The organism is Vibrio sp. 1CM2L, assembly GCF_023161695.1.
Classification (GTDB): Bacteria; Pseudomonadota; Gammaproteobacteria; order Enterobacterales; family Vibrionaceae; genus Vibrio; species Vibrio coralliirubri.
In genome coordinates this window covers 709986-733384 of sequence record NZ_JALNTT010000001.1, presented here as the reverse complement: position 1 = coordinate 733384, position 23399 = coordinate 709986, and the positions used below count along the sequence as shown (strand labels likewise).

Genomic DNA, 23399 nt, shown 5'->3' with positions numbered 1-23399 from the left:
CGATAAAACAAAAGCCACAGCATGTGCTGTGGCTTCGTTGCTATGGAATCAAGGGAGTTTGTTCTTTCTAGGACGGTATCGCTTAACGATTCACTTGCTCAACAATCTCGCGTGTTAGGCGTGCGATCTCGTCCCACTCCCCGTTTGTAACCAGCTTCTTGTCCACCATCCATGTACCACCGCAAGCCAATACTTGAGGCACTGCTAAGTAGTGATCGATGTTTGATGGCGTGATACCGCCAGTTGGCATGAGTCGAATATCGCCGTATGGGCCAACGAGCGATTTAACCATGCTGATCCCACCAGATGCTTCTGCTGGGAAGAACTTCAAGGTTGTTAAGCCCATCTCTAATGCCGCTTCAACGGTGCTTGGATTGTTCACACCTGGAATGATATCGATGCCGATCTCTTGGCATGCTTTAACTGTGTTCGGATTAAAGCCCGGTGATACAACAAACGTTGCGCCCGCTTCTTTTGCTGCGAGTGCTTGCTCACGGTTCAAGATGGTGCCTGCGCCGATCAGCATATTAGGCTGTGCTTGGCGAAGCAGTCGGATAGCTTCAACAGCGGCGTCTGAACGGAAAGTAATCTCAGCCGCTGGAAGTCCATTCTCAGCCAATACTTTGCCTAGAGGGATAATATCCTCTGCCTTATCAATGGCGATAACAGGGATAACTTTAAGTGCTTTTAGCTGTTCGTTAATTGTAGACATGTGTACTTCTTAATATCAGTTTGAAAGAGTGTCGGTGATGGATTTTGGGACGATTGCGCCATGATGTTGAATCACCAATCTGGCTAATGCATTACCTTGATGGCAGGCTTCTTCAATAGAACCTCCAGCGAGATAGCAAGATAAGAAACCGCCGTTAAAAGAGTCGCCAGCAGAGGTGCTATCCACCACAGTCTCGACAGGTGTCGTTGTGATTTTTACGGGCTCATTTACGGGGCTTTCGCTGATCAAGCAGCCTTCAGCACCAAGCTTGACTACAACTGTTTTGACACCGAGAGCATGCAGCCTTGTTATGGTGTCTTGTGGTGTTTGATCGCTCCACAACAGTTGCTCATCATCGAACGTGACTAGGGCTATATCGGTCGTTTTATAGCCCAATAGATAGCATTCTTTAGTTGCGGCCTCTGAGCTCCACAACTTTGGTCGATAGTTACTATCAAAGGCGATGGTAACGCCACGTTCACGCAGGCCTTCGATGATAGTGAGCAACTTTAGCTGATCGCTGTGTGGCAGTATCGCGAGGGAAATGCCACTCAGAAACACCATATCAACATCACGAAGTTGGTTGGCTATCTTATCGAAATCGGGGTGCTGTACCATGTAGCGAGCCGCCGAATCGTTGCGCCAGTATAGGAAGGTGCGCTCACCAACATCGTCGAGTTGAATGAGATAGAGTCCGGGTGAACGCTGCTCGTCAATAAGCACGAACTCGGTTGATAGTCCTTCATCTTGCCATCGGTTAAGCATCTCTTGGCTGATAGCGTCTGAGCCTAGCGCTGAGACATAGCTAGTTCGTATCGCTGGATTCGCAGTGTTATTGCAGCTCATGGGATTGCTAACCGCAGCGCTGCGGTTCAAGTAGATTGCCGCGTTTAATGTGTCTCCACCATAGCTTTGATGCATGTCGCCAAATGGAGCCCCATTCAGTTCAATCATGCACTCACCGATGATTGCGATGTGGGTCATAATATAGCCTTAGAAAGGAAAGGTTGGATTTGTTCGTATTGAAGAAAGCATGACCATAACAAGATATGGTCATGCTTTTTCGATTCTAATCTTACGGGAGTGAGACTAGCCGATTACTTGTTGTCTAGTTTTACGAACAACATCGTTAGGACGAAAGACAGTGCAAATACACCCACCACGCCCATCAGTGCTTGAATGAAGTTTTGCGTACCGCCTGCAAGGTAAGCTGGCAAGCTGAATACAGAAGAAAGAATGTAGCTTGTTAAGTGCGTATCGATTGTTACCGAGATAGCACCGAACACACCTGCAGCCAAACTCGCGGTCATCATCGCTTTGGTGTATTTAGTGAGGACACCAAATAGAGCCGGCTCCGTGATGCCTAAGATAGCGGTAACACTTGAGCCCATCGTAATTGAAGATTGCTCTTTAGAAACCGTTTTACGTTGCTTGTGCCAGATAGCCATTGTCGCGCCAGCAATTGCCATGTTACCCAAACACATGATCGGCATAAGTAGATCCTTACCATACAGTGCAAAGTTGTTCAGGCTGATTGGCGTCATGCTGTGGTGGATACCAAATACGATGGTAATCGGGCGAGTTAGACCAAACACAAAGCCTGTTAACGTCGGAGAGATTTCCAGTAGTGAACTCATTACCCAACCTGCGCCGTTACTTAGCCAGATACCAGCAGGGCCAACAAATGATAGCGTGATGGTCGAAGTTACCGTAAAGGCAAGCAGTGGTGTAAATACAGGCTTCGCAGAAGAAGGAACTAGACGGTCAACTAACGGAGTCACTTTAGACAATAACCAGATTGCTAGAATCGCAGGTACGATAGCGCCGCCGTAGTTGAGCAGCTCAATAGGAACCACGCCAAGAACGGTCAACTCCGGAGCAGCACCTGCATCTTTTAGCATTGTTGCTTTATCAACGAGCAGAGGCGCTAGCATTGCAGAAGAGACAGCAAGCGCAATGTATTCGTTTACTTTGAATACCTTAGCGGCAGAGAAAGAAACCAGCATAGGTAAGAAGAAGAACACAGCAACAGAGATAGAACGGAAGAAGTAAACCGTGTCTGAGGTTTCAGAGATAACATTGGTTGCAATAAGGCCAGACAACAGGCCCATCAACATACCCGCGCCTGCGATTGCGGGTACAACCGGACCAAAGATGCCTGCGACAATGCGCATCACTCCTTGGAACAGCTTGCCTTTCTCTAGCTCATCAGCCGGAGTTGCGTCAGCTTGTTGAGTGTTTGATAGTGCGTTGAACCACTTCTCGACCTCAACACCGATGATGACTTGAGTTTGGCCTTGTTGAAGTACCACACCTTTCACATCTGCGATCTGCTTGATCGCTTCTTCGTCTACCAGCGACTCGTCAGCTAATTTGAATCTCAGCCTTGTCATACAGTGCGTGATACTCACGATATTGTCTTCACCACCAAGTGCAGTGATTAATAACTGTATATTTTCTTTGAAATTTTTCTTCTTCGATGATGACTTCGAGTTATTAATAACGGCATCACTCTTTTCTACCATTTGCATACTACACCTGTTATTGGAATATATTTAACTCGAGCAATCATAACGACAACCAATTTAAATCCAACGGAGTAAAAAGAGATCTCAATCACACTTAAAATCCGAAAAATTATTTTTTCACCGTTTTTGGCCAATTGGTATGTTTTGTTTATCAAAAAAAATCACTTAACGTACCAATTATTTTTACGCAAAATTAGCGCTTGAAATGTGGTTTTTAAAGCGGTTAGATAATAGGAGTTGACTTAAGTTTAGGTTATTTAATTGTGAAAGAAACTATTATATCTGATATCCATTGTATTATTACTAAACCAGACAGACACAATCTCATTACCGTGGTAGTTGAAACGAATGAAGGCGTGACTGGGTTTGGTTGTGCGACATTCCAACAAAGACCGCTTGCTGTAAAAACAATGGTCGATGAATATTTAAAGCCTATTCTTATTGGTAAAAACGCCAATAATATTGAAGACTTATGGCAAATGATGATGGTCAACGCTTATTGGCGAAATGGCCCTGTTATCAATAATGCAATTTCCGGTGTTGATATGGCACTGTGGGATATCAAAGCCAAATTGGCGGGCATGCCGTTACATCAATTATTTGGTGGTAAGTCTCGTGATGCTATTCCTGTATACACACACGCGACGAGCGACACGATGGAAGGCATTTATGAGCTGGTGGAATCTTTCCTAGACAAAGGCTACAAGCACATTCGTTGTCAGCTTGGTTTCTATGGCGGCGTTCCAACGGATTTGCATACCACTCAAAACCCGACTGAAGGTTCGTACTACGACCAAGATCAGTACATGGACAATACTCTAACGATGTTTAAGTCGCTGAGAGAGAAATATGGTAACCAATTCCATATTCTTCATGATGTTCATGAGCGCCTATTCCCGAACCAAGCGATACAATTTGCCAAAGAAGTCGAGCAATATAAGCCTTACTTCATTGAAGATATTCTGCCGCCAAACCAAACGGAATGGTTGGATAATATTCGTAGCCAAAGCTCAGTTTCATTAGGTTTAGGAGAGTTATTTAATAACCCTGAAGAGTGGAAATCATTGATTGCTAACCGTCGCATTGATTTCATTCGTTGCCATGTTTCACAGATTGGTGGCATTACCCCAGCCCTGAAACTAGGCCATCTATGTCAGACCTTCGGTGTTCGTATTGCATGGCATTGCCCGCCAGATATGACGCCAATTGGTGCAGCGGTAAACACGCATTTGAATGTGCATTTACACAATGCCGCCATTCAAGAACATGTTGAGTACAACGAGAATACGCACAAGGTATTCCCGAACGCTGCAGAGCCAATTAATGGCTACTTATACGCTTCTGAAATCGCAGGTATTGGTGTTGAAATCGACCGAGAGGTTGCAGCCGAGTTCCCTGTTATGTATCGCCCCCACGAGTGGACTCAAAGTCGCCTTCCTGATGGCGCGATTCACACTCCATAACTCATTGAGTTAACCAAAATGGCCGCAGATAGCGGCCATTTTTTTGTCTGAAAATTACCGTTCGTTTTAGCTTCTTTGTCAGTCTTCGTTCTCAATTTGTTGCTGTTGATGTTGCTTAACTAGCTAATCAATCAGCAAGTAATCAGAAGTTTCATATCCAAACTATTAGTATTACCTCTCACATCTCTTCAATTAACTGACTTTAAATAGTTCAGTAATAACAGGCTGACCTTAATGTAAAACGTTTCACTATAATTTCGAAAATTAATTTCCCCACTTTCAAAGTGTATCTTTTTTATATGGGGTAGTTTTATTTAAATGAATCATAAAAAAGTAATTATGTACATTAATTAGAGCTATTAATATTTTCAATAGTTCTTCATTAACCTTTGATTAATTTAAATTCTAATAAATAATCTGATGGTTATTAAAACAGTTTAATATAATTTAAATTAAACTGTTTTAGCGTATTGCTATAAAACCACCCAAGTTTTGACTGTTATTTAACCTGTGTTGTGCAATAGAGATTATTTTAGTTTCTAATTTTAAATTTTATATTTAAAGCATTGAATTTAAAGACTATTTTTATAAATGTAAAACAGTGATTTAGGTCTGCAATTCCAGATGGATAATATTGTGAGTGAGGAGTTAATTAGTAAATATACGCCCTAGAAATCGAGTCGAATACTGTCCATATATTTCAACTTGAACATCAAAAAGTTGCTATGCAACTAATAACAATAAAATAATATTAGGGTTTATATGAAAAGCACATTCAAACTGTCTTTAGCTGCTGTTTTAGTTACTTCTGCAATGGGAGCTCATGCAGGCATTGCCATTGTTGATACAGAAGAAGGTAACTTCTCTGTTGGTGGTAACGTTGAGCTGAATTTCAACTACCAAGATAGAGAGTCGAATGATAATGGTGACGCAGAGTTCAACCAAGATGGTCGAGTTCTGATTGAGTTCGCTGGCGAAAAGTACACCAGTAATGGTCACTATGTTGGGGTTAAAGCGCAACCTCTATTTGAAAGCACAGGTAATGTCGCACTCGATGATGCCTACTTTGAGTTCGGCAAAAAAGACGGGTGGGCGATCAAAGCGGGTCGTTTTGAAGCCTACGATATGTTCCCTGTCGGCCTCGATGTTTTCCTAGAGTATTCAGGTGATACCTCAAATGAACTTTATACGGGTGGCAGCGCTTATGTGTATCAGATGAAAGAAGCTCGCGGTCGTGGTTCTGATGGTCAGTTGATGTATAGCCAAAGTTTTGGTGATCTGTATGTTGAAGTAGGAACGATGATCGGTGACCGCTCTGACTTGTTCTCTGATAGCTACCATGGTGTGGAAGTAGACCACGATAACGCCAAAGATGCCTTCCTTGTTCGCCCGGTTGTGTCATATAAAATGGGTGACTTTACTGTTGCAGCCTCAATGGAAACTAACTTAGTCAGCGATGCTGTTGTCGATACCTCGGGTAAAGATATCTCTGACCGAACTGGTTACGGTCTAACAGGTAATTGGTCTAATGATTCTTGGAGCGTTAACGCTAACTTTGCTTACTTAGATGCTGTCGATGAAACTAATGCAACAGCGGGTTTGAACGCGCTTTATAACAACTTCGGTATCGGTTACATCTATGGTGCGAACGAATATGATTCCACATGGGCAAAAGGTGATGTGACGGTTAACACGGGTTACGCATCTTATGAGTTCCAGAACGTGCTCGAAGTACAAGGTTTCTCTGTTCTTCTTGGTACTTACTACACGACGGTCGACAACCAAACGAGCAATACATCTGCGTTCTCTGAAGACGATGATTTTGGTGCTCGCGTACGTTTGTACTACGAATTCTAATATCAGTTGATTCAATTCTACTGACAACCCGCCACTGTGCGGGTTGTTGTTTTTAGGGGTACGGAAAACTAGAGAAATTAAACGCGGGAAGACAAAGTGGCTCAATGCAAGTCAAGCCGTTACTTTTTGTCTCGGAAGCTCATGCTCTCACTGTTAAAAGGCGTGTGGTAGGTGCATTGGTAGTTGATGTCGATGATATCGCTGACGATGAACAGCTCACCTGATGCTAAGAAACCTCGGTTGGTGATATTCATCGCCGCCGCATTTTTTTTGCAGCCGAGCAACTCCGCATCTTCTTTAGAAACATTGATCGCTTGATACGTTGTTAAGTAGCTATCGATCTGAAGACCTTTCGCTAGCGCATGTTTCTGGATTGAGCTTTCAATGATCTCGGCATTCATCTCTGGGAAGACACTGACAGGGATCTTGGCTTCTTCAATCTGAACTACTTTGTTGTTAATCAATCGAAGCCGTCTAATTTTCCAAATGTAGTCATTGTCGTCTAAAGAAAAAATCTGCTGTTCGTGGTTATCAGGTAGCGCTTTATTCAACTGGAGCTTTTTATAAGAGATCTCTTCAAAACTGTTTTCAGTAATGGAGTTGTACACCAGTGGTGTACCAATGAGAGAAGTGTTGACGAAGTAACCAGAACCCACCTTAGATTTCACCATGCCAATAGCCTCTAGCTTGGCTAGTGCTTTACGAATCGTGAAACGAGATAATCCATATATTTCAGACAGTTCTCGTTCTGCAGGAAGCTTATGGCTGATACTGTTTTGGCAAATTTTGCTCACAATATCTTGAACAACTAATTCATATTTTTTCATTCTAAAAACTTAAAAAAGCACTCATGGTGATTAAATTATAGTTAACTAAATCAGATACTCAGCGCATTCCGAACTAGCCGATAATTCTAACATAGAAGGCCAATTAGATGATGAGAAATAGGGTGTTTTGGAGTGCGAATTCAAGGGTTACTTCTGGGTGTGTGACTTCATTCTCCTTCTTGGTTAGATAAGCGTGAAGACGAGGTCATCTGCAAGTAGATAATAAAAAAGCACGCCCAATAGGACGTGCTTCGAGTGTTTGAGCTTTGTTGGTTGCGAGCTACATAGCTAAGTTTTCATTTCTTAATTTGGTGAGCACTTTTAGACGCTTTGTATACTCTTTTTGGAACTCGTCAGGGTCAGCGCCCTCAGATACTTGAGCGTACACTCGCATCTTGTTACCACCGTAGATCTTGGCAAGATCATCGTTACTGTAACCGCGTTTCCACAGTTCATCAGTGATCGCCGCTAGGATCTTCGACAGTTCGCCATTACCGGTAGCGCCTTTGTTGAACGCCTCAATCATGTAGCCGCCGTCGTCGTACATTTTCGCGTTCTTGGTTGCGAAATCCACAACCATTGCGGTAGAGAACATATCATCAGTTGCGATACCTACGTGGTCAACGCCTACCAATTCCACGTAGTAGTCGATCATATCAGCAGCTTGAACCGGAGAAATATCTTCAGGCCAAACACCGTCCATCATCCACTCGGTGAAGGTTGGAGCAACGTAGCCACCTGATTTAGCCGCGCGTATCGCTTCATCGTCAGGAATAGCACGGTAGCAACCTTGTGGCGTTGCATCTGGCTCACTCTTATAAAGCCCTGCTGGCACTGAGTGCGTGTAAACAAATGGGGTTCCAGGATATTTCTCTTCCATGTAATCCATCGCGTCATTTGCTGTCTTTGAGCCTGTGTGGCTGAGATCGAGAATGACCTGATACTCGACCATCGAATCAATAACAGACTCTCCCCAAGGCGTTAGGCCAATATCTCTACCGTTAAATGCTGCTAATTGCCCTGAACCTGTTCTGAAAATGTCGTTATACGCCAAGATCATGCTTTTTAAGCCCATGTCTTTTAGAATCGCCATTTTGGTCACATCTTCTTCCAAAATAGTGGCGGTTTGGCTGTTCCAAAGTACGGCGGTTTTGCCTTCGGTGTGCGCTTTCTCAATGTCATTATTGGAATGCGCGATGATGAAATTGTCAGGTTGTTTTGCCATCGCAGAGCGGTGTTTATGATGGTGAAACAAGAAGTCATCAAAGTTGTGATCAGCAGCGGTAATGGTGTATTCATGCCCTGTGATACCTGCATCACGAGCATCTTGGAAGTAATCCAACAGTTGTTGCTTGTCCTGCCAACCTGCACCGTAAGGGCTCGCGAGCATACCAATGACAATGGTGTCTTGAACAAATGTTTTAGCCTTATCTGATGCAGGCCAGGTCTTACTCTCAACACTTGCCTGTGCAACACCAACACTCATTGCAATGCTTGCTGCTACTAACGTTATCTTTTTAAACATGAAAACCTCTCAATTACTGGCTTAAGTCCATTTATATTGATGCCTAGATTTAATAGTAGACCCTGACGGTATCGTTGAGTTATTTAAAATTGATAACCCTGTCATACTTTGTAATCAAAGCGTTACGTCCTGAATTGTGATTTCGCCTTAATGCTAAAAACTTAAAGCGCCTCTTGTTAACTTGAGGTAATAGTAGCTAAGCTAGAAAAGTAAAATGTGCATTTTGTGCCACTGAACTTAGACTGGTATTGATGAAGAAATTGATGCTGATATTGGGTTGAGTTGTGGATTTGACCTGTTTTGAACAAGACAAAGGAATTGTGAACTGATGCTTGAATTACCATTGATTGCGAAGAGTGTTGTGAGTCATTTCCAGCAGTGCGTCCGAGAAGATAAGTCATTAGCTCTATATCACGCCGCGATAGAAGCGCTCGCAGTTCAAGTGAGCATGCCATTCTCAATGGATACTTCACCTGCTCAATATGTCTCGTTTAATGCGTTTACGCAGTTCTTAGAGGGGTTGAGGAAGGTATTACCATCCGAGGTGTTTGTTTCTTCGTTATTAGACTGTGCTCAACGAGCTGCTCTCGAACTCGATTTTTCCAATCTTTTAGCTCGAGATTTTCTGTCTCTTTTTCCGTTTAAACAATGGTCAGTCGAATCGTCTTCACAGTCATTAAAGCTTTCATTTCTAGTATCTAATAGCTCGCTCAATGGTATTGAAGCCGAGCTGTTTTTGATCGTTTATAGCCACGCTTATTTTAAATCTCAACAAACTGATATTGATAAGCCGATTCGTTACGACTTAGTTTCAGTGTCGGCGAGTGCGTTAAGTGAGTTGAGAATACAAACGGAAACACCACAGTACATAGGTCAAAATGAGACGTGCATTTCGTATAACCCCATTGATCGAGATTGCTCAATCAAAGCGGTATCAACGGCTACTACTTCCACCTTCAAGGTGACACAAGCATTACTTCCTTATATTGGTCGAGTAGATGTAGATTTGGTGATGTTTGGTCAGATAAACCGGATTGGTAAGCGTACAATCCAAAGGGCACTTAGTGAAGAGGGGACGACCTTTCGAACCATTAAAGAGACCCTGTCTTTTGAATTCGCCAAGCGCGTTATGACTGAGCAAGGTTATTCGATCTCAGATATCGCGCTTCACTTGGGATACGCAGATGCCTCACAATTTATAAGAGCGTTTAAGCGATCGAACGGAATAACACCACTTCAATGGAAAAAGAACAATAAAAGTATAGCTGACGGTATAAAAGTATAACCCTCCTATGTATACTGTCTTTCGTTCTATAACGTAAGATGCTGACTATGAAAAGATTAAACGGTTTTTCCTTACTTGAACTTGTTGTTGTCGTCGTGATACTTGGCATTCTTTCTGTGGTTGTTGCCCCTAAATTCTTAGGGCTTCAGTCAGGCGCGAGAGCGGCGGCATTAAAAGGCCTTAAAGGTTCAATGGAAGGTGCGGCTGCGATTGTTTATGGCAAAGCAGCCATTGAAGGCGTAGAGAATCTACCTGTTTCTTCAAGCCAAGGAACAACGGTCAACGGAGTCCAGACTGATTATGGCTACCCCACAGCGTCGGAAATGGGAATAGGAATCGCGGTGCAAGGTTTAAGTGGTGAGAACAGCGATTGGAAGATGTTAGGCGCTCATGCTGCTTCGGTTCCTAATGAGGTGATTGTCTACTCTTTTGACAACGCGCAACCAAACGAAACCTGCGTCGTTATTTATCGTTCGAACGCCTCTGCCGGAGCGCCAACCATATTCTCATCGGAAGCCGATTTATGTTAGTTATTTCTTAGCTTATTGATATTGAGAAGGCCGTCGTAATGATGGCCTTTTTTGTACTCCATTGATTGTATATTCTACCCAAGGCTTTTAATTTATAAACGTTCGCTATGAATCTTGATGTGCGGCACTTTGTGTCGCTTTTCCATCAATGACATGGTGATAACGGGAGTGTGTATGAGTTCTAATGAAATCAAAAATGTGGTGTTTGATGTAGGTAATGTCATTGTGCGTTGGGCACCTCTGGAAATTGCCCGGCTTACTTTTGGTGATACTGAAGAATTGGAGTCTCGAGCTCGTTCTATTTTTCAAAGTACGATTTGGATGGATTTGAACAAAGGATTCTTGACCGAAAGTGAGGCCAAGCTGCGTTATCAACAAGAACTCGACTTGTCCCCGTTAGAGTGCGATCGCCTGTTCTATTACGTTAAGCAAACGCAGATCTTATTGCACGGTTCAGTTGAACTCATCGAGCGAGTAAAGCGATCGGGTTATGGTGTGTACGCGCTTACCGATAATGTGGTCGAGATTGTTGAATACTTAAAAAATACTTATCAATTTTGGGCGTTGTTTGATGGTGCGGCAGTATCTGCTGAACTTGGTTTGCTTAAGCCACAACCTGAAATCTACCAAGCGCTGTTATCTAATTATGGGCTCAAAGCTTCAGAAACCGTCTTCCTCGATGACATGCCTTATAACGTTGAAGGTGCGAGAACTGTGGGTATGGCGGCTATCCAGTTTACTAATGCTGTTCAGTGTGAAAATAGCTTACAGGCGCTTGGCGTTAATTTAATCGATTGACGCCTTGGCGAATGAGTTAAATTTGAGGATGTAGAAAATGAAAAGATACCCACCTAAGTCTATCGTTGCATTCTTGTTTTTGACTATATCGGCGCTGGTTTTAGTGGTGGCTGTCGTGCTTCAAATCCGCGGTGAGCAAGCATGTGATGGTTGCTATGAATCAGATAAAGGACAGTTCAAGTTTGTCCTTTATGATGGAACTTCACCTGCGATAATTCCAAGTATTCACAACGAGCTATTGCTCAAACAGATTCCTTTGATGAAGAGCTTCGGTCTTGACTCGATACCGGTTATAACGGTGAGAATATGGCAAAGCCAAAAGGCGTACTTAGATGAGCAAGAGCGTAGTATTGGTCAGCGATATGCGTTTTCTACAGGCTACATCGAGCCTCAAAGTAATGAAATCAGGCTGCTTTATTTTGGTGGCGAAATCCAACGAACGGCACTGCATGAATTTGTGCATTTACTGACACTTCAAATTAACCCTAATTTCGTGAACAACCCTCGTTGGTTGTGGGAAGCCGTGGCTATCTATAAGTCTGAAGATTACTGGTTCCACATGAATAACAGGAATGCAATCAAAGCCCGTTTTGATGGGCTTGTTCAAGAGTTATACATAAACCCTAATGGTGGTGCAACAATCTACGAAGTCGGTTATACCATCGGTGAATTTATCGAGCGTTCTTGGGGAGAAGAGGCTTTTATCAAGCTCATAAAGAGTAATGGCGATGTATCTGTAATAACGAATGAGCCGATAGAGTCGCTATTTTCAGGGTGGAAGGATTTCGTGAAAACCACCTATCTTAGCTCACCACAAACCGAGTATGAGAAGGCTTTAGAGCGAAGCCCATTACAGGCCTCAGAGCAGTGAATGAGATAAACTGTGTAGAAAGTTAACTGTATGATAGAGCAATGCTGCTTATTAGATTAAGAGCCATGTTATTGAAACATGGCTCTTTTTAGATTTGGATACGCGCTTTCTTGTTTAGTCGCGAGTTTGTTCGGTATTCAAGTGTCGAATCAGCTTGGCTGGCGTGCCGCCATATAGGCAATCTGGTGGTACATCACTGTTGACTACTGAGTTGGCTGCGATAACTGAGCGAGCGCCAATCGTCACGCCTTGGTTGATGACTGAGTTTCCACCAATCCACACATCGTCTTCGACGGTGATAGGTAGGCAGAAAGTTTCCCACTTACGGCGGCTGAGATAATCCAGTGAGTGGGAGGCTGTGTAAAACTGGGCACTTGGTCCTATCAATACATTGTTACCAATCTTGATATTCGCGCCATCAAGCATCACCACGTTCATGTTGATAAAGGTGTCGTTACCGATCTCGATGGTTTTACCAAACTCGCAATGAAAAGGAGGACGGACAACGCTGCTTCCTACTTTACCAAACAGATTAGCTTGCAGGCTTGGTTGCTGAGTATCGTCTGTACATTGATTAAAGTCTGACAGCGCCTTACTGGCGTGAGTGCGCATGTGGTCTATTTCATGGTCTGCGCCATCAAAAATCTCGCCGGACAGCATTTTCTCGAGTTCTGTTTTCATTGTTTGCATCCCATTCGTCAACATCGCTATTAGAATACGGATAATTGGACATAAAAAAAGAGAAAAGCCTACGCCTTTCTCTTCCTGTTTTTCTACTTAGCAATCAAGATTGCTCAAATTAGATTTGCTCAACGAAACCCATTAGGTGCTTCTTCACTTCGTCTGAAGCAAAAGCGCTCTCTACAGAGTACTTGTAGATCTCTGCGTAGTCTTCTTGTGTTAGACCGAACGTTTCACATACACGCTTCACTTCGTTAGTCATGGTTGTGTTCGACACAGTGCGGTTGTCTGTGTTGATCGTTACAACGATGCCGTCTTTCTTGAATTCAGCAATTGGGTGATCGCTGAATTTGTGAATACATTTAGTTTGCACGTTACTTGTTGGGCAAGTTTCAAGCGCAACTTGCTTCTCTTTAACGATGTTGTATGCGTCTTCGTTACCTTGGATGTGAACACCGTGGCCGATACGTTCAGCATCTAGCAGGGTTACTGCATCGTAAACGTTCTGACCATGCCATTGCTCACCAGCGTGAACCGTCACACGGTAGCCTTTTTCGATCGCGTATTGCGTGTACTCAGGGAATTCAGCGCAGAAGCCCGGCTTTTCACCGCCAGCAATATCAAACGCAACCACGCCTTTACCTAGGTAAGGTTGGCCTGCGTCGATCACGTCTTTGATCGAATCTTTCGGGAACATACGCAGTACAGACATGATGTAGTTGCCCTTGATGTCGTACTTCTCTTCTGCACGTTTCATGCCTTTAACCGCACTCGCGATGATCGTATCAAGAGACAAGCCCTTATTTACGTGAAGAATCGGTGCAAAACGCACTTCTAGGTATTTAACGTTCTCTAGTGCTGCGTCTTCGTAAAGCTCGAAAGAGATACGCTCAATCGCTTCTTCCGTTTGCATCACTTGCAGTGGCAGGCTAAAGCAAGCTAGGTACTCATCAAGGTTTTTGCAATCTTCAGGCACTGTTAGAGACTTTACTACCGCTTCACGGTCTTCTGGAAGTTCGATTCCGTACTGTTTCGCCAGATCAATAATGGTGTCTGGACGAACGCTTCCGTCTAGGTGGCAGTGCAGATCAATCTTAGGGAGTGCTAGAAAGTTCATGAGTATTCCTTAGGTCTATTATTTTTTTGAGTTATTAACTCATAGGTTACATGGGCTTAAATTAACAAGTTTGTGATATGATTTAAAGTGACATAAAGTCATCATTAATCTGAATCTAAGGAATATCATGGTAGATGTTAAGAGCTTACTTAAATGTGATATGAATTTACTGCTGTGTTTACATGTGTTGCTTGAAGAGCGCAGCGTGAGTAAAACGGCAGAGCGATTGTTCCTTAGTCAGTCTGCGGTGAGTAAGCAACTCACCAAGCTACGCTCTCTGTTTGATGACCCTTTGTTTGAACGTGAGTCAAAAGGTCTGTTTCCAACCCCGAAAGCCACCTCTTTAGCGCCTAAGATTCATCAGATCCTGCTGCAAGTTGAACAGCTAACCGTGCCGGACATCTTTGAGCCGAAAGACAGCGAACGCACTTTTAATATCGATCTTGTTGAAACCGCTTATACCGCGATTTACCCTAAATTTATGCCTAACGCGCTGGCAGATGCGCCGAACATTACGGTAAACAGCACTACTTGGAGTAGTGAAACTTTTAAGCGCTTGCTAAAGCGTGAGGTCGATTTCGGGATTGGAATTTTTGAGCTCGATGAAAGGGCGAGTACCCACATTCAAAATATCCCTGCCGAGCTAAACCATGTCGAGTTGTTGCAAGATTACTCTGTATGTTTGATGCGCAATGATCACCCAGTGCTTCAAGAAGAGTGGAACCTGCAAGCCTTCCTTAAATACCGTCATATTCAGTTAGTGACCGGTGGCGTTGGCGACTGGCTGCTACTGGAAATCTTGCAAGCCAAACAGCTTCAAATTAACAAAGCCGCCAACGTGTCGGACATCACCAGCGCAGTAAAGCTGTGCAAACAAAGCGATTTGCTGATGTGTTATCCGTACAACTCGGTTCGTGACTATATTGAGAGTGGCGAGCTGGTGATGAAGCCGATTCCCATTGAGTTGGTTCCCGGTGGTTTGTTTCTGCTTTGGCACCGTTACTTTGATTCTGAACCAAGCCACAAATGGCTTCGCGACCTTATAGTCAATAAGACCCAAGAACCTCAACTGTAAACCGCGAGCTACGATGATCAAAACGGCGAAATAAGTTTTTTTAAATTTATTTCGTCTTTTTAGAATGAGCATCGTCTTATTACGGGTGCCAAATGCCCGCCAAGAATGAGATATCTAAATGAATCCAATACCATCGATTTCGCAACAAGTTATTGAAGATGCTTGTGAGTGGGCAATTATGCACGGTGTCGCTTTCCGTCAGTCTGACAATACCGCGAGACATTGCCCTTTTAGCCTTGCCCCAATGAGTATTGAGCGTGAGGTTTTTGAACACCTGTTGAAGGTGACGCCGCTGATCACCAAGCTCATCAATAATGTTTCTGAAGACCACGACTTTTTACAGTCATCATTGAACGATATGGCGAAAGCCGATCCGTTTTTTGGTCGCCTGATGGCGTTGCATCAACAAGCCCATGGCAGTGCGGATGAGCGCTTGAATCCAGCGCGACAACCTTTGTTGTTGATGCGTACTGATTTTATGGACGATCGCCAACACGGTGCCAAAGTGATTGAGTTTAATGGCATTGCGGCAGGGATGGCGCCTTTTGGTCAACGCGCTACAGAATTCCATTCATTCATGCAAAACCAATGGCCAAACGTGTATAACCATTGGTTGGAAGATCCGTCAGCAACACCGGCTGAAAACCAAGGTTTAACCCAGTTGGCATATGGTATCGCTAATGCTGCAAGGCAGGTGAGAGCGGACTTCAATGAGCAAGATAAACCAGTTTTCTTGATGGTGGTGCAGAAGAACGAAGACAACGTATATGACCAACATTTGCTTGAAGTTGAGCTACAAAAACAGGGCATTCGCACGGTTCGTCGTACCTTTGAACAATTGAGCTGTCAGCTTTCATCGGGTGATAATCAACGCTTGTTATTGAAAGATGTCGGCGCTGTCGATGTGGTGTACCTAAGAGCTGGCTACCAGTATTCAGATTACTGGGCTCCAGAGCTCAATGAATCGGTGTGTTGCCACACGCTAAGTCAGACTCGCTTGTTTATGGAACAACACCATGTCGCAATGAACGCGACTATCAGCCAGCAATTAGCGACCAGCAAAACCATGCAAATGCTGCTGACCATGATGTCAGCAGCAGAATACGCCCGCTGGGGTTTAACGCTAGAAGAAGCCGAACTGGTCAAGAGTGTTCTGGCTGATATGAAGCCTATCACCAGTGAAGCAATTGAATGGTTTAACACACAAGCTGATAAGCAAGAGTGGGTGCTGAAAAACCAAGGTGAGGGCGGTGGCCATTGTGTCTTTGGTGACGACATCAGCGAACAACTGAGCCAGCTTAAACCAGAAGAGTACGACGCGTGGGCATTGATGCAGCGCTTGTACCCGCATGAACGTGACGTGCCGACTATTGCAGTACGTGACACTCAACAAACGCTCGTGACAGACTTAGTCAGCGAAGTGGGTTTGTTCACCGCTTACTATAAAGGTGAACCAGTAACAGAGCTAGATGGCTACGCGGGCTACCTAATTCGTAGCAAACCCGCTAGCGAAAATGAAGGTGGGATCCACAGTGGCAAAGGGATTCTCGATTCGCTGGTGTTGATTGATTAGTTCCTGATTCCGACCGATAGCAGATAAAACAAAGGCCAGCGTGTGAACGTTGGCCTTTTTGTTGGTCTCGATTTTGTGGTTTGAACGAGTGCTTAGTCGCGTTATGCCGGAACCTTAAAGCAAGAATCTTGATTGCTGTATTTTGGTACGAAGCACAATTTGTCTGCCGACATTTTTAAGCCGTTTTGCATCTGGATATGTGTTACCGCCCAAATCACGCAGCCGTGAGGTAAATTGAATAGCGAGCGAGTTTGCGTGAATAACACGCCGTCATCATAGGCCGGTGTAATGTTCGTCGCTTTACCTTGCCACGCTTTATGAGTGGTTTGCACATCAATATTTGGAACAATCAATGAGAGCATTTCTGGCTCAACGTCCTTTACGACTTTCAAGCAGATACGACACCCATCGTAGTATTGTTCTATCCAGATTTTATGTGGAATAGCGTGATCATCCCAACCCAGTTGTAAGATATGTTCCATGACTTTGTCCTTGGTATCTAAGAAGGAAAGGCAGTGCTCAACACTGCCTGAATTAGCTCAAATATTATTCGTAACTTAAACCATGTCCGAACGGGTAAAGGGTGTCGGCTTGATCATACCCAGGGTAATCTGAGTCTTGGTTTTGAATCGCTTGGGCACTGTTCGCTAAAGCAAATGGCAGTTTTCCTTGAGGAGCAAAGTTGCCTGAAAGCACTTCCATTAGGTTGCTGTCCGAGACACCAAATGTCGCTATCACTGCGCCGGCTTGCTTAAGGTTACTTTGATCGTCTAGCACGAAGGGTTGTCTAAAGTTGATGGACAATACCGTTTTGTCAGCGCCCACTTCGTTCATAACGGCTTTGATGTCGCTTAGGCTTGGTTCAATATACCAAGATGCAGCTGTAGCCATTTCACTGAACGCAAGAATATCGAGTTCATCTGGGTTCGCACCACCAAAGATAAGATCAGGGTCTGAACCTTCGTTAGATACGCGAACACGAATAACCGCATAGTCCGTATCGGCTGGTACTGGTGGACGCGTTTCTCCCGCTTCGTAATCTCCAGAAGTCACGGTAAAGTTGTACTTGTCGTCTCCTGCAATGTTTTCGTCCATTCCCATGACATACAGAGCAACAGGATTTTGTGCGGTTGATTCAGCTAGAGGTAAAGTCTTATTGGTATTTTGAAGTAAGACGACAGACTTTTTCTGTGCGTAATCCGCGCGTTCTTGGTACTTCTCGTTGCCTAAAATCTCTTGGGCTTTTTTCTCATCAACGTAAGTGTTTTCGAAAAGGCCAAGCTTGAATTGTTCTTCAAGTAAGCGTGTGACTGATAGGTCTACACGCTCTTCGGTGATCAGATCTTTTTCCACGAGTTTCACGATGACTTCTTTATCATGGAAACCTGAAAGAACATCGACTCCAGCTTCGACCGCCATGGCAACCTGCTCATCAATCGTTTTGTGTTCCACACCCCATGCTCGATCCCCAATGATGCCGGTATCTGAGTTTACGTTACCTGTGTAGCCCAATTCTTCTCTGAGAAGGTCGGTAACAATACCTTTTGAAAAGGACATGCCAACATCGTTTGGCATCCACTTTTGATCTACAGGGATGCCGTAGTAAGGCATTATTGAAGAAGCGCCAGCCTCAATCGCAGCAATAAACGGTTTTAGGTGGTAATCAAAATTGTTCTTTGGATAGACCTGGTTTTTACCGAAGTCATAATGTGGGTCACCGCCGTTTTCTTGTGGACCGCCACCAGGGAAGTGTTTGATGGTTAGCGCGATACTGTCTTCGTTGACCTCACCGCCATCCTGCAACCCTTTGATCAGTGAGCGCATAATGCCAGACGCTAAATCTGCATCTTCGGTAAAGGTCTCATGCACTCGATACCAGCGAGGTTCTGTCGCCAAATCCATCATGTATCCGTACATACTGCGTAGGCCAATTGAAGACCATTCTTCATTCATGATACCTGCAAATTCAGTGATTAAATCCATGTCGCGAGTGGCTGCTAAACCTGCCTCTTTAGGCCAAGCCGAAAAGGCACCTGAAGAAACGTTGATCCCTGCTTTTGCAGATGGATCAATGTGGTTACGAGCATTGGACTTGAATAGAGCGGGGATACCCATTCGCGTCTGTTCACGCAGTTCTTGAACACTATTCATGAACTGGGCAGCTTCTATTGGGGTTATCTGACAGCCTGAACGACCAGCATCACAATCAGGTGTGTTAGCTGGGGTTTCAACTACGCTGTTACGGAAGATAAAGCGCGTCATTTGAGCATCGGCAATCATGTCTTGCCCGGCACTGCTAACAAGCCCACCCTCGGCTGAGTTTAAGGTGTCAATGAGCATCATGCCGGCTTTCTCGTCTAGCGTCATTCGGCTAACCAAGTCTGCTGCTCGCTCTTCTGGAGATAATCGCCAGTCTTCAAAGGGTTCCAGTGTTCCATTGCCGTTAGAATCTCGGAACTGGTAACCCTCAATGTTCAATACATCATGAACACGAGAGTGAACTTGGGGTTGCTGGAGGTTATTGTCGCTATCAGATGAGTTGCATCCCGCAAGAAGCAACGCGATTGCTATAGGTGTCAGGGTAAGACGCTTCATGGTCACGATCCTATTGTTAGTATAATAATAAGTACATGACCAATTTTAATAATTAACAGATTATTGGTTAACCAAAATTAATCAAACTAAAGATTTGGATCACCATATAAATTTAATTGGTGATTTAATTCAATTTAGTATTGGAAATATATTGACGAACTTTAAATAACGTAAACTTATCTATGATTATTTTTTTGATATCCAATTATTACCCCGCTTAATTAGTGGTGTATTACTTCCATATTTTAAATATTAAATTAAAAACATGTTGCCTATTTTATAGTTAATAACCTGTGCTGCTGCAAACGAAAGATAGTGACTAGGTTAGTGATAATAAACGTGATTTCGACAAAGGCTCCTCCTATCGAACCAATCCAAATGTTATGGCTAGCCCAACAGAATGAATTGAATAAGATCAAGGATCTCAGGGCGATGCCGTGTCTTGAAAAGAGTGCCCATGTTGCAACGGATGAACCAACAACGGTAATAAACTCAAAGAAATGATTCATGTTAGGCAAAGTCATACACCACATTAACCCGATAAAGAACCACATCACTTTGCGTGATTGAGTTTTTATCGATACGTAGCTTCGAATAGCATTAATAATTACACCTATAGCGGCTACTATTGCACCCATTAATATGAAATGAATACTCATGACAAAACAAAATATCATCATTTGATAGCGAAAACGCATATCATCTTTTTGCCAAAAGGCCATGACACCGATACCAAAAGCCAACCCGCCAATTCCTTGTGCTATCCAGTTTTCCATATTTATCCTTTATCTTTAGATGCTATATAATACGATTTAATATTAATTGTTAATGAATAATCCCTAACCATAAAATAACCCTCCAAAAGGAGGGCTAGATATAGCGTTAAAGGTGTAACTGCATTAGGTTTAATTGACTAACTTAACGGCTTCACGAGTTAAATGAGCCAGTTCCTCCCAATTACCTTCTTCAATCAGCTTCTTATCCACCATCCAAGTACCACCACATGCGAGTACTCGAGGTATCGCTAGGTAGTCTTTAATGTTATTTGGGTTAATGCCACCTGTCGGCATGATCTCAATATCCGTGTAAGGCGCAAGAAGTGACTTAACCATGTTGATGCCACCCGATGCTTCAGCAGGGAAAAACTTCAATGTGGTTAGTCCCATTTCTAGAGCAGCCTCTACTGTGCTTGGGTTGTTGACCCCAGGAATGATATCAATACCAATCTCCTGACAAGCTCGGACAGTATTTGGATTAAAGCCTGGAGAGACCACAAACGTTGCGCCCGCTTCTTTAGCCGCGATAGCTTGCTCACGATTGAGCACAGTGCCGGCGCCGATCAACATCTCAGGTTGTGATTCACGAAGTAGACGAATAGCTTCCACTGCAGCTTCAGAGCGGAACGTAATCTCTGCTGCAGGTAAACCATTTTCAGCTAACACTTTTCCCAGAGGGATGATGTCTTCAGCGTTGTCGATAGCGATCACAGGGATAACTTTCAGTGTTTTCAGTTGTTGTTTGATGTTAGACATTGGTATTCCTTAAATGGCTGTGATGGCCGCTTGAGTTAGTTCTTTTGCAATAATGGCACCACGATGTTGGATAACGACGCCTGCCATGGTATTGCCGCGCTGGCATGACTTTGTTAAGTTTTCGCCCGCAAGGTAAGCAGATAAAAACCCGCCATTGAATGAGTCTCCTGCCGAGGTCGTATCAACGACGTGTTCAACAGGTAGGGTCGGCACCGCCCGTGGAGCCGAAGCGGTACCAGAATCTGAATTTATGTCACTTTGAATTGTGGTATCTTGAATGAGACAACCATCTGCACCCAATTTGACGATGCATCGCTTAACACCCAGTGAAGTTAGACGTTCAATGGTTTGTTCAGGTGAAGTATCTCCCCAAATTAACTGTTCATCATCGAATGTAACCAAGGCTAAATCCGTCAATGTATACATGGCTTGGTAGCTATTTTTGACGGTTTGGTTTTCGTCCTGTGGCCAAAGTGCAGGGCGGAAGTTACTATCGAAGGCGATCTCAACACCTTGTGTTTTCAACTCAACCAAGATGTTTAATAGCTCGATACTATCTTGTTCAGGCAGAACCGCTAATGTGATACCGCTGAGAAAGACCATATCGACATTGCGCAGTGCCTGCTTTATCTGATTGAAATCTGGGTGCTGCAGTAGGTAGCGTGCAGCCGACTGATTTCTCCAATACAGAAAGGTACGTTCACCTCCGTCATCAAGCTGAATTAGGTATAGGCCTGGCGTACGTTGGTTGTCTTGTAGAACTAGGTCCGTCGACACCCCTTCTTGTTGCCAGCGTTCTAACATTCCCTTGCTAATCGGGTCTGCGCCTAAAGCCGTGACGTAGGACACTTTGATGTCATCTTGATTGAGGTTGGCTTCACAGCCGCGGCTTAAATAGACCGCAGCATTGAGAGTGTCTCCGCCAAACGTTTGATGCATTGAGCCGAACGGTTTGCCGTTAAGCTCGATCATGCACTCACCAATGATGGCGATATGTTTCATGGGTTACGCCCTCTCTTCGAAATAGCGTTTTGCGTTACCAAAGCAGATCTCTTCGACCATAGGGCCAAGCAGTGACATGTCGTTTGGCACCTCGCCGTTTTCAGCCCAACGACCAAGCATGTCACACAGAATTCTGCGGAAGTATTCGTGGCGTGTGTAAGACAAGAAGCTGCGAGAGTCAGTCAGCATTCCGACAAACTGGCTAAGCAGACCAAGCTGAGATAGTTGCTCCATTTGGCGTTGCATGCCGTCTTTCTGATCGTTGAACCACCAACCAGAACCAAACTGAACTTTGCCCGCGATGCCCCCACCTTGGAAGTTACCAATCATGGTTGCCATCATCTCGTTATCGCGAGGGTTTAAGCAGTAAAGGATGGTGCGAGGTAACTCATTGCTTTGATCCATCTCGTCTAATAGGTGAGCTAATTCGAATGCAAACGTCTTGTCGCTAATCGAGTCAAACCCTGCATCAGCGCCTAACAGTTGGAACATACGCGTGTTGTTATTGCGCTGAGCACCAATATGAAGCTGCATTACCCAACCCATTGCAGCGTAACGCTTGCCTAACCACACTTGAACCGCTGTTGAGAACTGTGCACATTCTAAATCGGTGAGCGTTTCGCCATTGAGGCGTCGAGCTAACAGATCATCTAAATCGGATTCTGATGGAATCGGCGCGTAGCGAACCACTTCGATACCATGGTCTGCTGCACGGCAACCATGGTCGTTGAAATGCGCTAGGCGGCTGTCTAAGGCACTCAATAGATGATGGAAGCGAGTGATTTCAACGTCAGCAACCATGCTTAACTTTTGCAGGTAATCAGCAAAGCCATCGAGTTCAATTTTGAATGCTTTATCTGGGCGCCAACTTGGAAGAACCTTCACATCAAATGTGTTGTCTTCTGCGATCGCTTTATGGTGTTCAAGAGAATCAATAGGATCGTCTGTCGTACCTGCCATCACCACATTCATTTGCTTCATGATGCCGCGAGCACTAAATTCTGGTGTCGCTAATAGCTCGTTGCCTTCGTGCCAAATTTGGTCTGCGGTTTCTGGACCAAAGAGAGTGCCAGTAATACCAAATGGGCGGCGTAGTTCTAAATGAGTCCAGTGGTAAAGTGGGTTGCCCAAGGTTTGAGGGACGGTTCTAGCCCATGCCATGAACTTATCATAATCGCTTGCGCCTCCAGTAATCAGACGCTCATCAATCCCTGCTGAACGCATGCCACGCCATTTGTAGTGGTCACCTTCAAGCCAAATCTTAGACATGTTTTCGAACTGACGATCTTGAGCCACTTCTGCCGGGTTTAGGTGGCAGTGATAGTCATAAATCGGCTGGTGGCTTGCGTGTTCATGGTACAAACGGCGTGCAGTCTCATTCGACAGTAAAAAGTCTTCACATAAGAAATTCTTCATTGTTTGTACTCC

Annotated in this window: 21 protein-coding genes; 8 read left to right on the top strand and 13 right to left on the bottom strand. The window is 44.2% G+C overall.

Going from position 1 to position 23399, the window contains the following annotated elements; all coding sequences use genetic code 11:
- Positions 1-82 precede the first annotated feature (82 nt).
- From MSG34_RS03070 to MSG34_RS03060, 3 genes are all read right to left on the bottom strand, one after another.
- Entirely contained in the window at positions 83-712 is a 630-nt protein-coding gene (locus MSG34_RS03070) for a bifunctional 4-hydroxy-2-oxoglutarate aldolase/2-dehydro-3-deoxy-phosphogluconate aldolase (RefSeq protein ID WP_248336256.1), read from the bottom strand.
- 15 nt (positions 713-727) lie between these two features.
- The gene (locus tag MSG34_RS03065) at positions 728-1696 is read right to left on the bottom strand and encodes a sugar kinase (protein ID WP_050647642.1); all 969 of its coding nucleotides are present in this window, start codon (positions 1694-1696) and stop codon (positions 728-730) included.
- A 113-nt stretch (positions 1697-1809) separates the two neighbouring features.
- Entirely contained in the window at positions 1810-3243 is a 1434-nt protein-coding gene (locus tag MSG34_RS03060; protein WP_017065207.1) for a PTS transporter subunit EIIC, read from the bottom strand.
- Positions 3244-3503: 260 nt separating this feature from the next.
- Between MSG34_RS03060 and MSG34_RS03055 the strand changes: the two genes are divergently transcribed.
- Both MSG34_RS03055 and MSG34_RS03050 read left to right on the top strand, forming a co-directional pair.
- Positions 3504-4703 (top strand): enolase C-terminal domain-like protein, encoded by a 1200-nt coding sequence (locus tag MSG34_RS03055; protein WP_248336255.1) that lies wholly within the window; start codon positions 3504-3506, stop codon positions 4701-4703.
- A 762-nt stretch (positions 4704-5465) separates the two neighbouring features.
- Positions 5466-6560, top strand: a complete 1095-nt coding sequence (locus tag MSG34_RS03050; protein WP_248336254.1) for a carbohydrate porin — start codon at positions 5466-5468, stop codon at positions 6558-6560.
- A gap of 119 nt (positions 6561-6679) precedes the next feature.
- Here MSG34_RS03050 and MSG34_RS03045 read toward each other — a convergent pair whose 3' ends face one another.
- Both MSG34_RS03045 and MSG34_RS03040 read right to left on the bottom strand, forming a co-directional pair.
- Positions 6680-7387, bottom strand: coding sequence for a GntR family transcriptional regulator (locus tag MSG34_RS03045; protein ID WP_017078485.1), 708 nt, complete (start codon positions 7385-7387; stop codon positions 6680-6682).
- Between the two features lie 280 nt (positions 7388-7667).
- Positions 7668-8912 carry a membrane dipeptidase gene (locus MSG34_RS03040; protein ID WP_248336253.1) on the bottom strand — a complete coding sequence of 415 codons (1245 nt, stop codon included), beginning with the start codon at positions 8910-8912 and terminating at the stop codon, positions 7668-7670.
- Between the two features lie 328 nt (positions 8913-9240).
- On the opposite strand from MSG34_RS03040, the gene MSG34_RS03035 reads away from it, so the two are divergent.
- The 4 genes from MSG34_RS03035 (at position 9241) to MSG34_RS03020 (ending at position 12396) form a co-directional block, all read left to right on the top strand.
- A complete protein-coding gene (locus MSG34_RS03035) occupies positions 9241-10197 on the top strand; it encodes a helix-turn-helix domain-containing protein (protein ID WP_248336252.1) in 957 nt (318 codons plus the stop codon).
- 47 nt (positions 10198-10244) lie between these two features.
- On the top strand, positions 10245-10727 hold the full coding sequence (locus MSG34_RS03030; RefSeq protein WP_248336251.1) for a prepilin-type N-terminal cleavage/methylation domain-containing protein: 483 nt from the start codon (positions 10245-10247) through the stop codon (positions 10725-10727).
- Positions 10728-10901: 174 nt separating this feature from the next.
- Entirely contained in the window at positions 10902-11525 is a 624-nt protein-coding gene (locus tag MSG34_RS03025; RefSeq protein ID WP_248336250.1) for an HAD family phosphatase, read from the top strand.
- Positions 11526-11562: 37 nt separating this feature from the next.
- Entirely contained in the window at positions 11563-12396 is an 834-nt protein-coding gene (locus tag MSG34_RS03020; protein WP_248336249.1) for a hypothetical protein, read from the top strand.
- A gap of 114 nt (positions 12397-12510) precedes the next feature.
- Here the strand turns inward: MSG34_RS03020 and MSG34_RS03015 are convergent, their stop codons facing one another.
- Together MSG34_RS03015 and add are read right to left on the bottom strand one after the other, a co-directional pair.
- Positions 12511-13077 (bottom strand): sugar O-acetyltransferase, encoded by a 567-nt coding sequence (locus MSG34_RS03015; protein WP_248336248.1) that lies wholly within the window; start codon positions 13075-13077, stop codon positions 12511-12513.
- A gap of 118 nt (positions 13078-13195) precedes the next feature.
- Entirely contained in the window at positions 13196-14194 is a 999-nt protein-coding gene (gene add, locus MSG34_RS03010; RefSeq protein WP_108223611.1) for an adenosine deaminase, read from the bottom strand.
- A 127-nt stretch (positions 14195-14321) separates the two neighbouring features.
- Between add and MSG34_RS03005 the strand changes: the two genes are divergently transcribed.
- Both MSG34_RS03005 and MSG34_RS03000 read left to right on the top strand, forming a co-directional pair.
- The gene (locus tag MSG34_RS03005; RefSeq protein ID WP_017061092.1) at positions 14322-15269 is read left to right on the top strand and encodes a LysR family transcriptional regulator; all 948 of its coding nucleotides are present in this window, start codon (positions 14322-14324) and stop codon (positions 15267-15269) included.
- Between the two features lie 118 nt (positions 15270-15387).
- Positions 15388-16842 carry a glutathione synthase gene (locus MSG34_RS03000; protein WP_248336247.1) on the top strand — a complete coding sequence of 485 codons (1455 nt, stop codon included), beginning with the start codon at positions 15388-15390 and terminating at the stop codon, positions 16840-16842.
- 101 nt (positions 16843-16943) lie between these two features.
- On the opposite strand, the gene MSG34_RS02995 is transcribed toward MSG34_RS03000, so the two are convergent.
- The 6 genes from MSG34_RS02995 to uxaC all read right to left on the bottom strand — a co-directional run bounded on the left by MSG34_RS02995 (position 16944) and on the right by uxaC (position 23387).
- Positions 16944-17324: a hypothetical protein gene (locus MSG34_RS02995; protein WP_017057786.1), complete on the bottom strand. Its 381-nt coding sequence runs from the start codon at positions 17322-17324 to the stop codon at positions 16944-16946.
- Positions 17325-17388: 64 nt separating this feature from the next.
- The gene (locus MSG34_RS02990; protein WP_248336246.1) at positions 17389-19437 is read right to left on the bottom strand and encodes a glycoside hydrolase family 3 N-terminal domain-containing protein; all 2049 of its coding nucleotides are present in this window, start codon (positions 19435-19437) and stop codon (positions 17389-17391) included.
- Positions 19438-19709: 272 nt separating this feature from the next.
- The gene (locus tag MSG34_RS02985) at positions 19710-20213 is read right to left on the bottom strand and encodes a YgjV family protein (RefSeq protein WP_248336245.1); all 504 of its coding nucleotides are present in this window, start codon (positions 20211-20213) and stop codon (positions 19710-19712) included.
- A 129-nt stretch (positions 20214-20342) separates the two neighbouring features.
- Entirely contained in the window at positions 20343-20969 is a 627-nt protein-coding gene (locus MSG34_RS02980) for a bifunctional 4-hydroxy-2-oxoglutarate aldolase/2-dehydro-3-deoxy-phosphogluconate aldolase (protein WP_050712314.1), read from the bottom strand.
- Positions 20970-20978: 9 nt separating this feature from the next.
- The gene (locus MSG34_RS02975) at positions 20979-21971 is read right to left on the bottom strand and encodes a sugar kinase (RefSeq protein WP_248336244.1); all 993 of its coding nucleotides are present in this window, start codon (positions 21969-21971) and stop codon (positions 20979-20981) included.
- Positions 21972-21974: 3 nt separating this feature from the next.
- Entirely contained in the window at positions 21975-23387 is a 1413-nt protein-coding gene (gene uxaC / locus MSG34_RS02970) for a glucuronate isomerase (protein WP_248336243.1), read from the bottom strand.
- Positions 23388-23399: the final 12 nt, after the last annotated feature.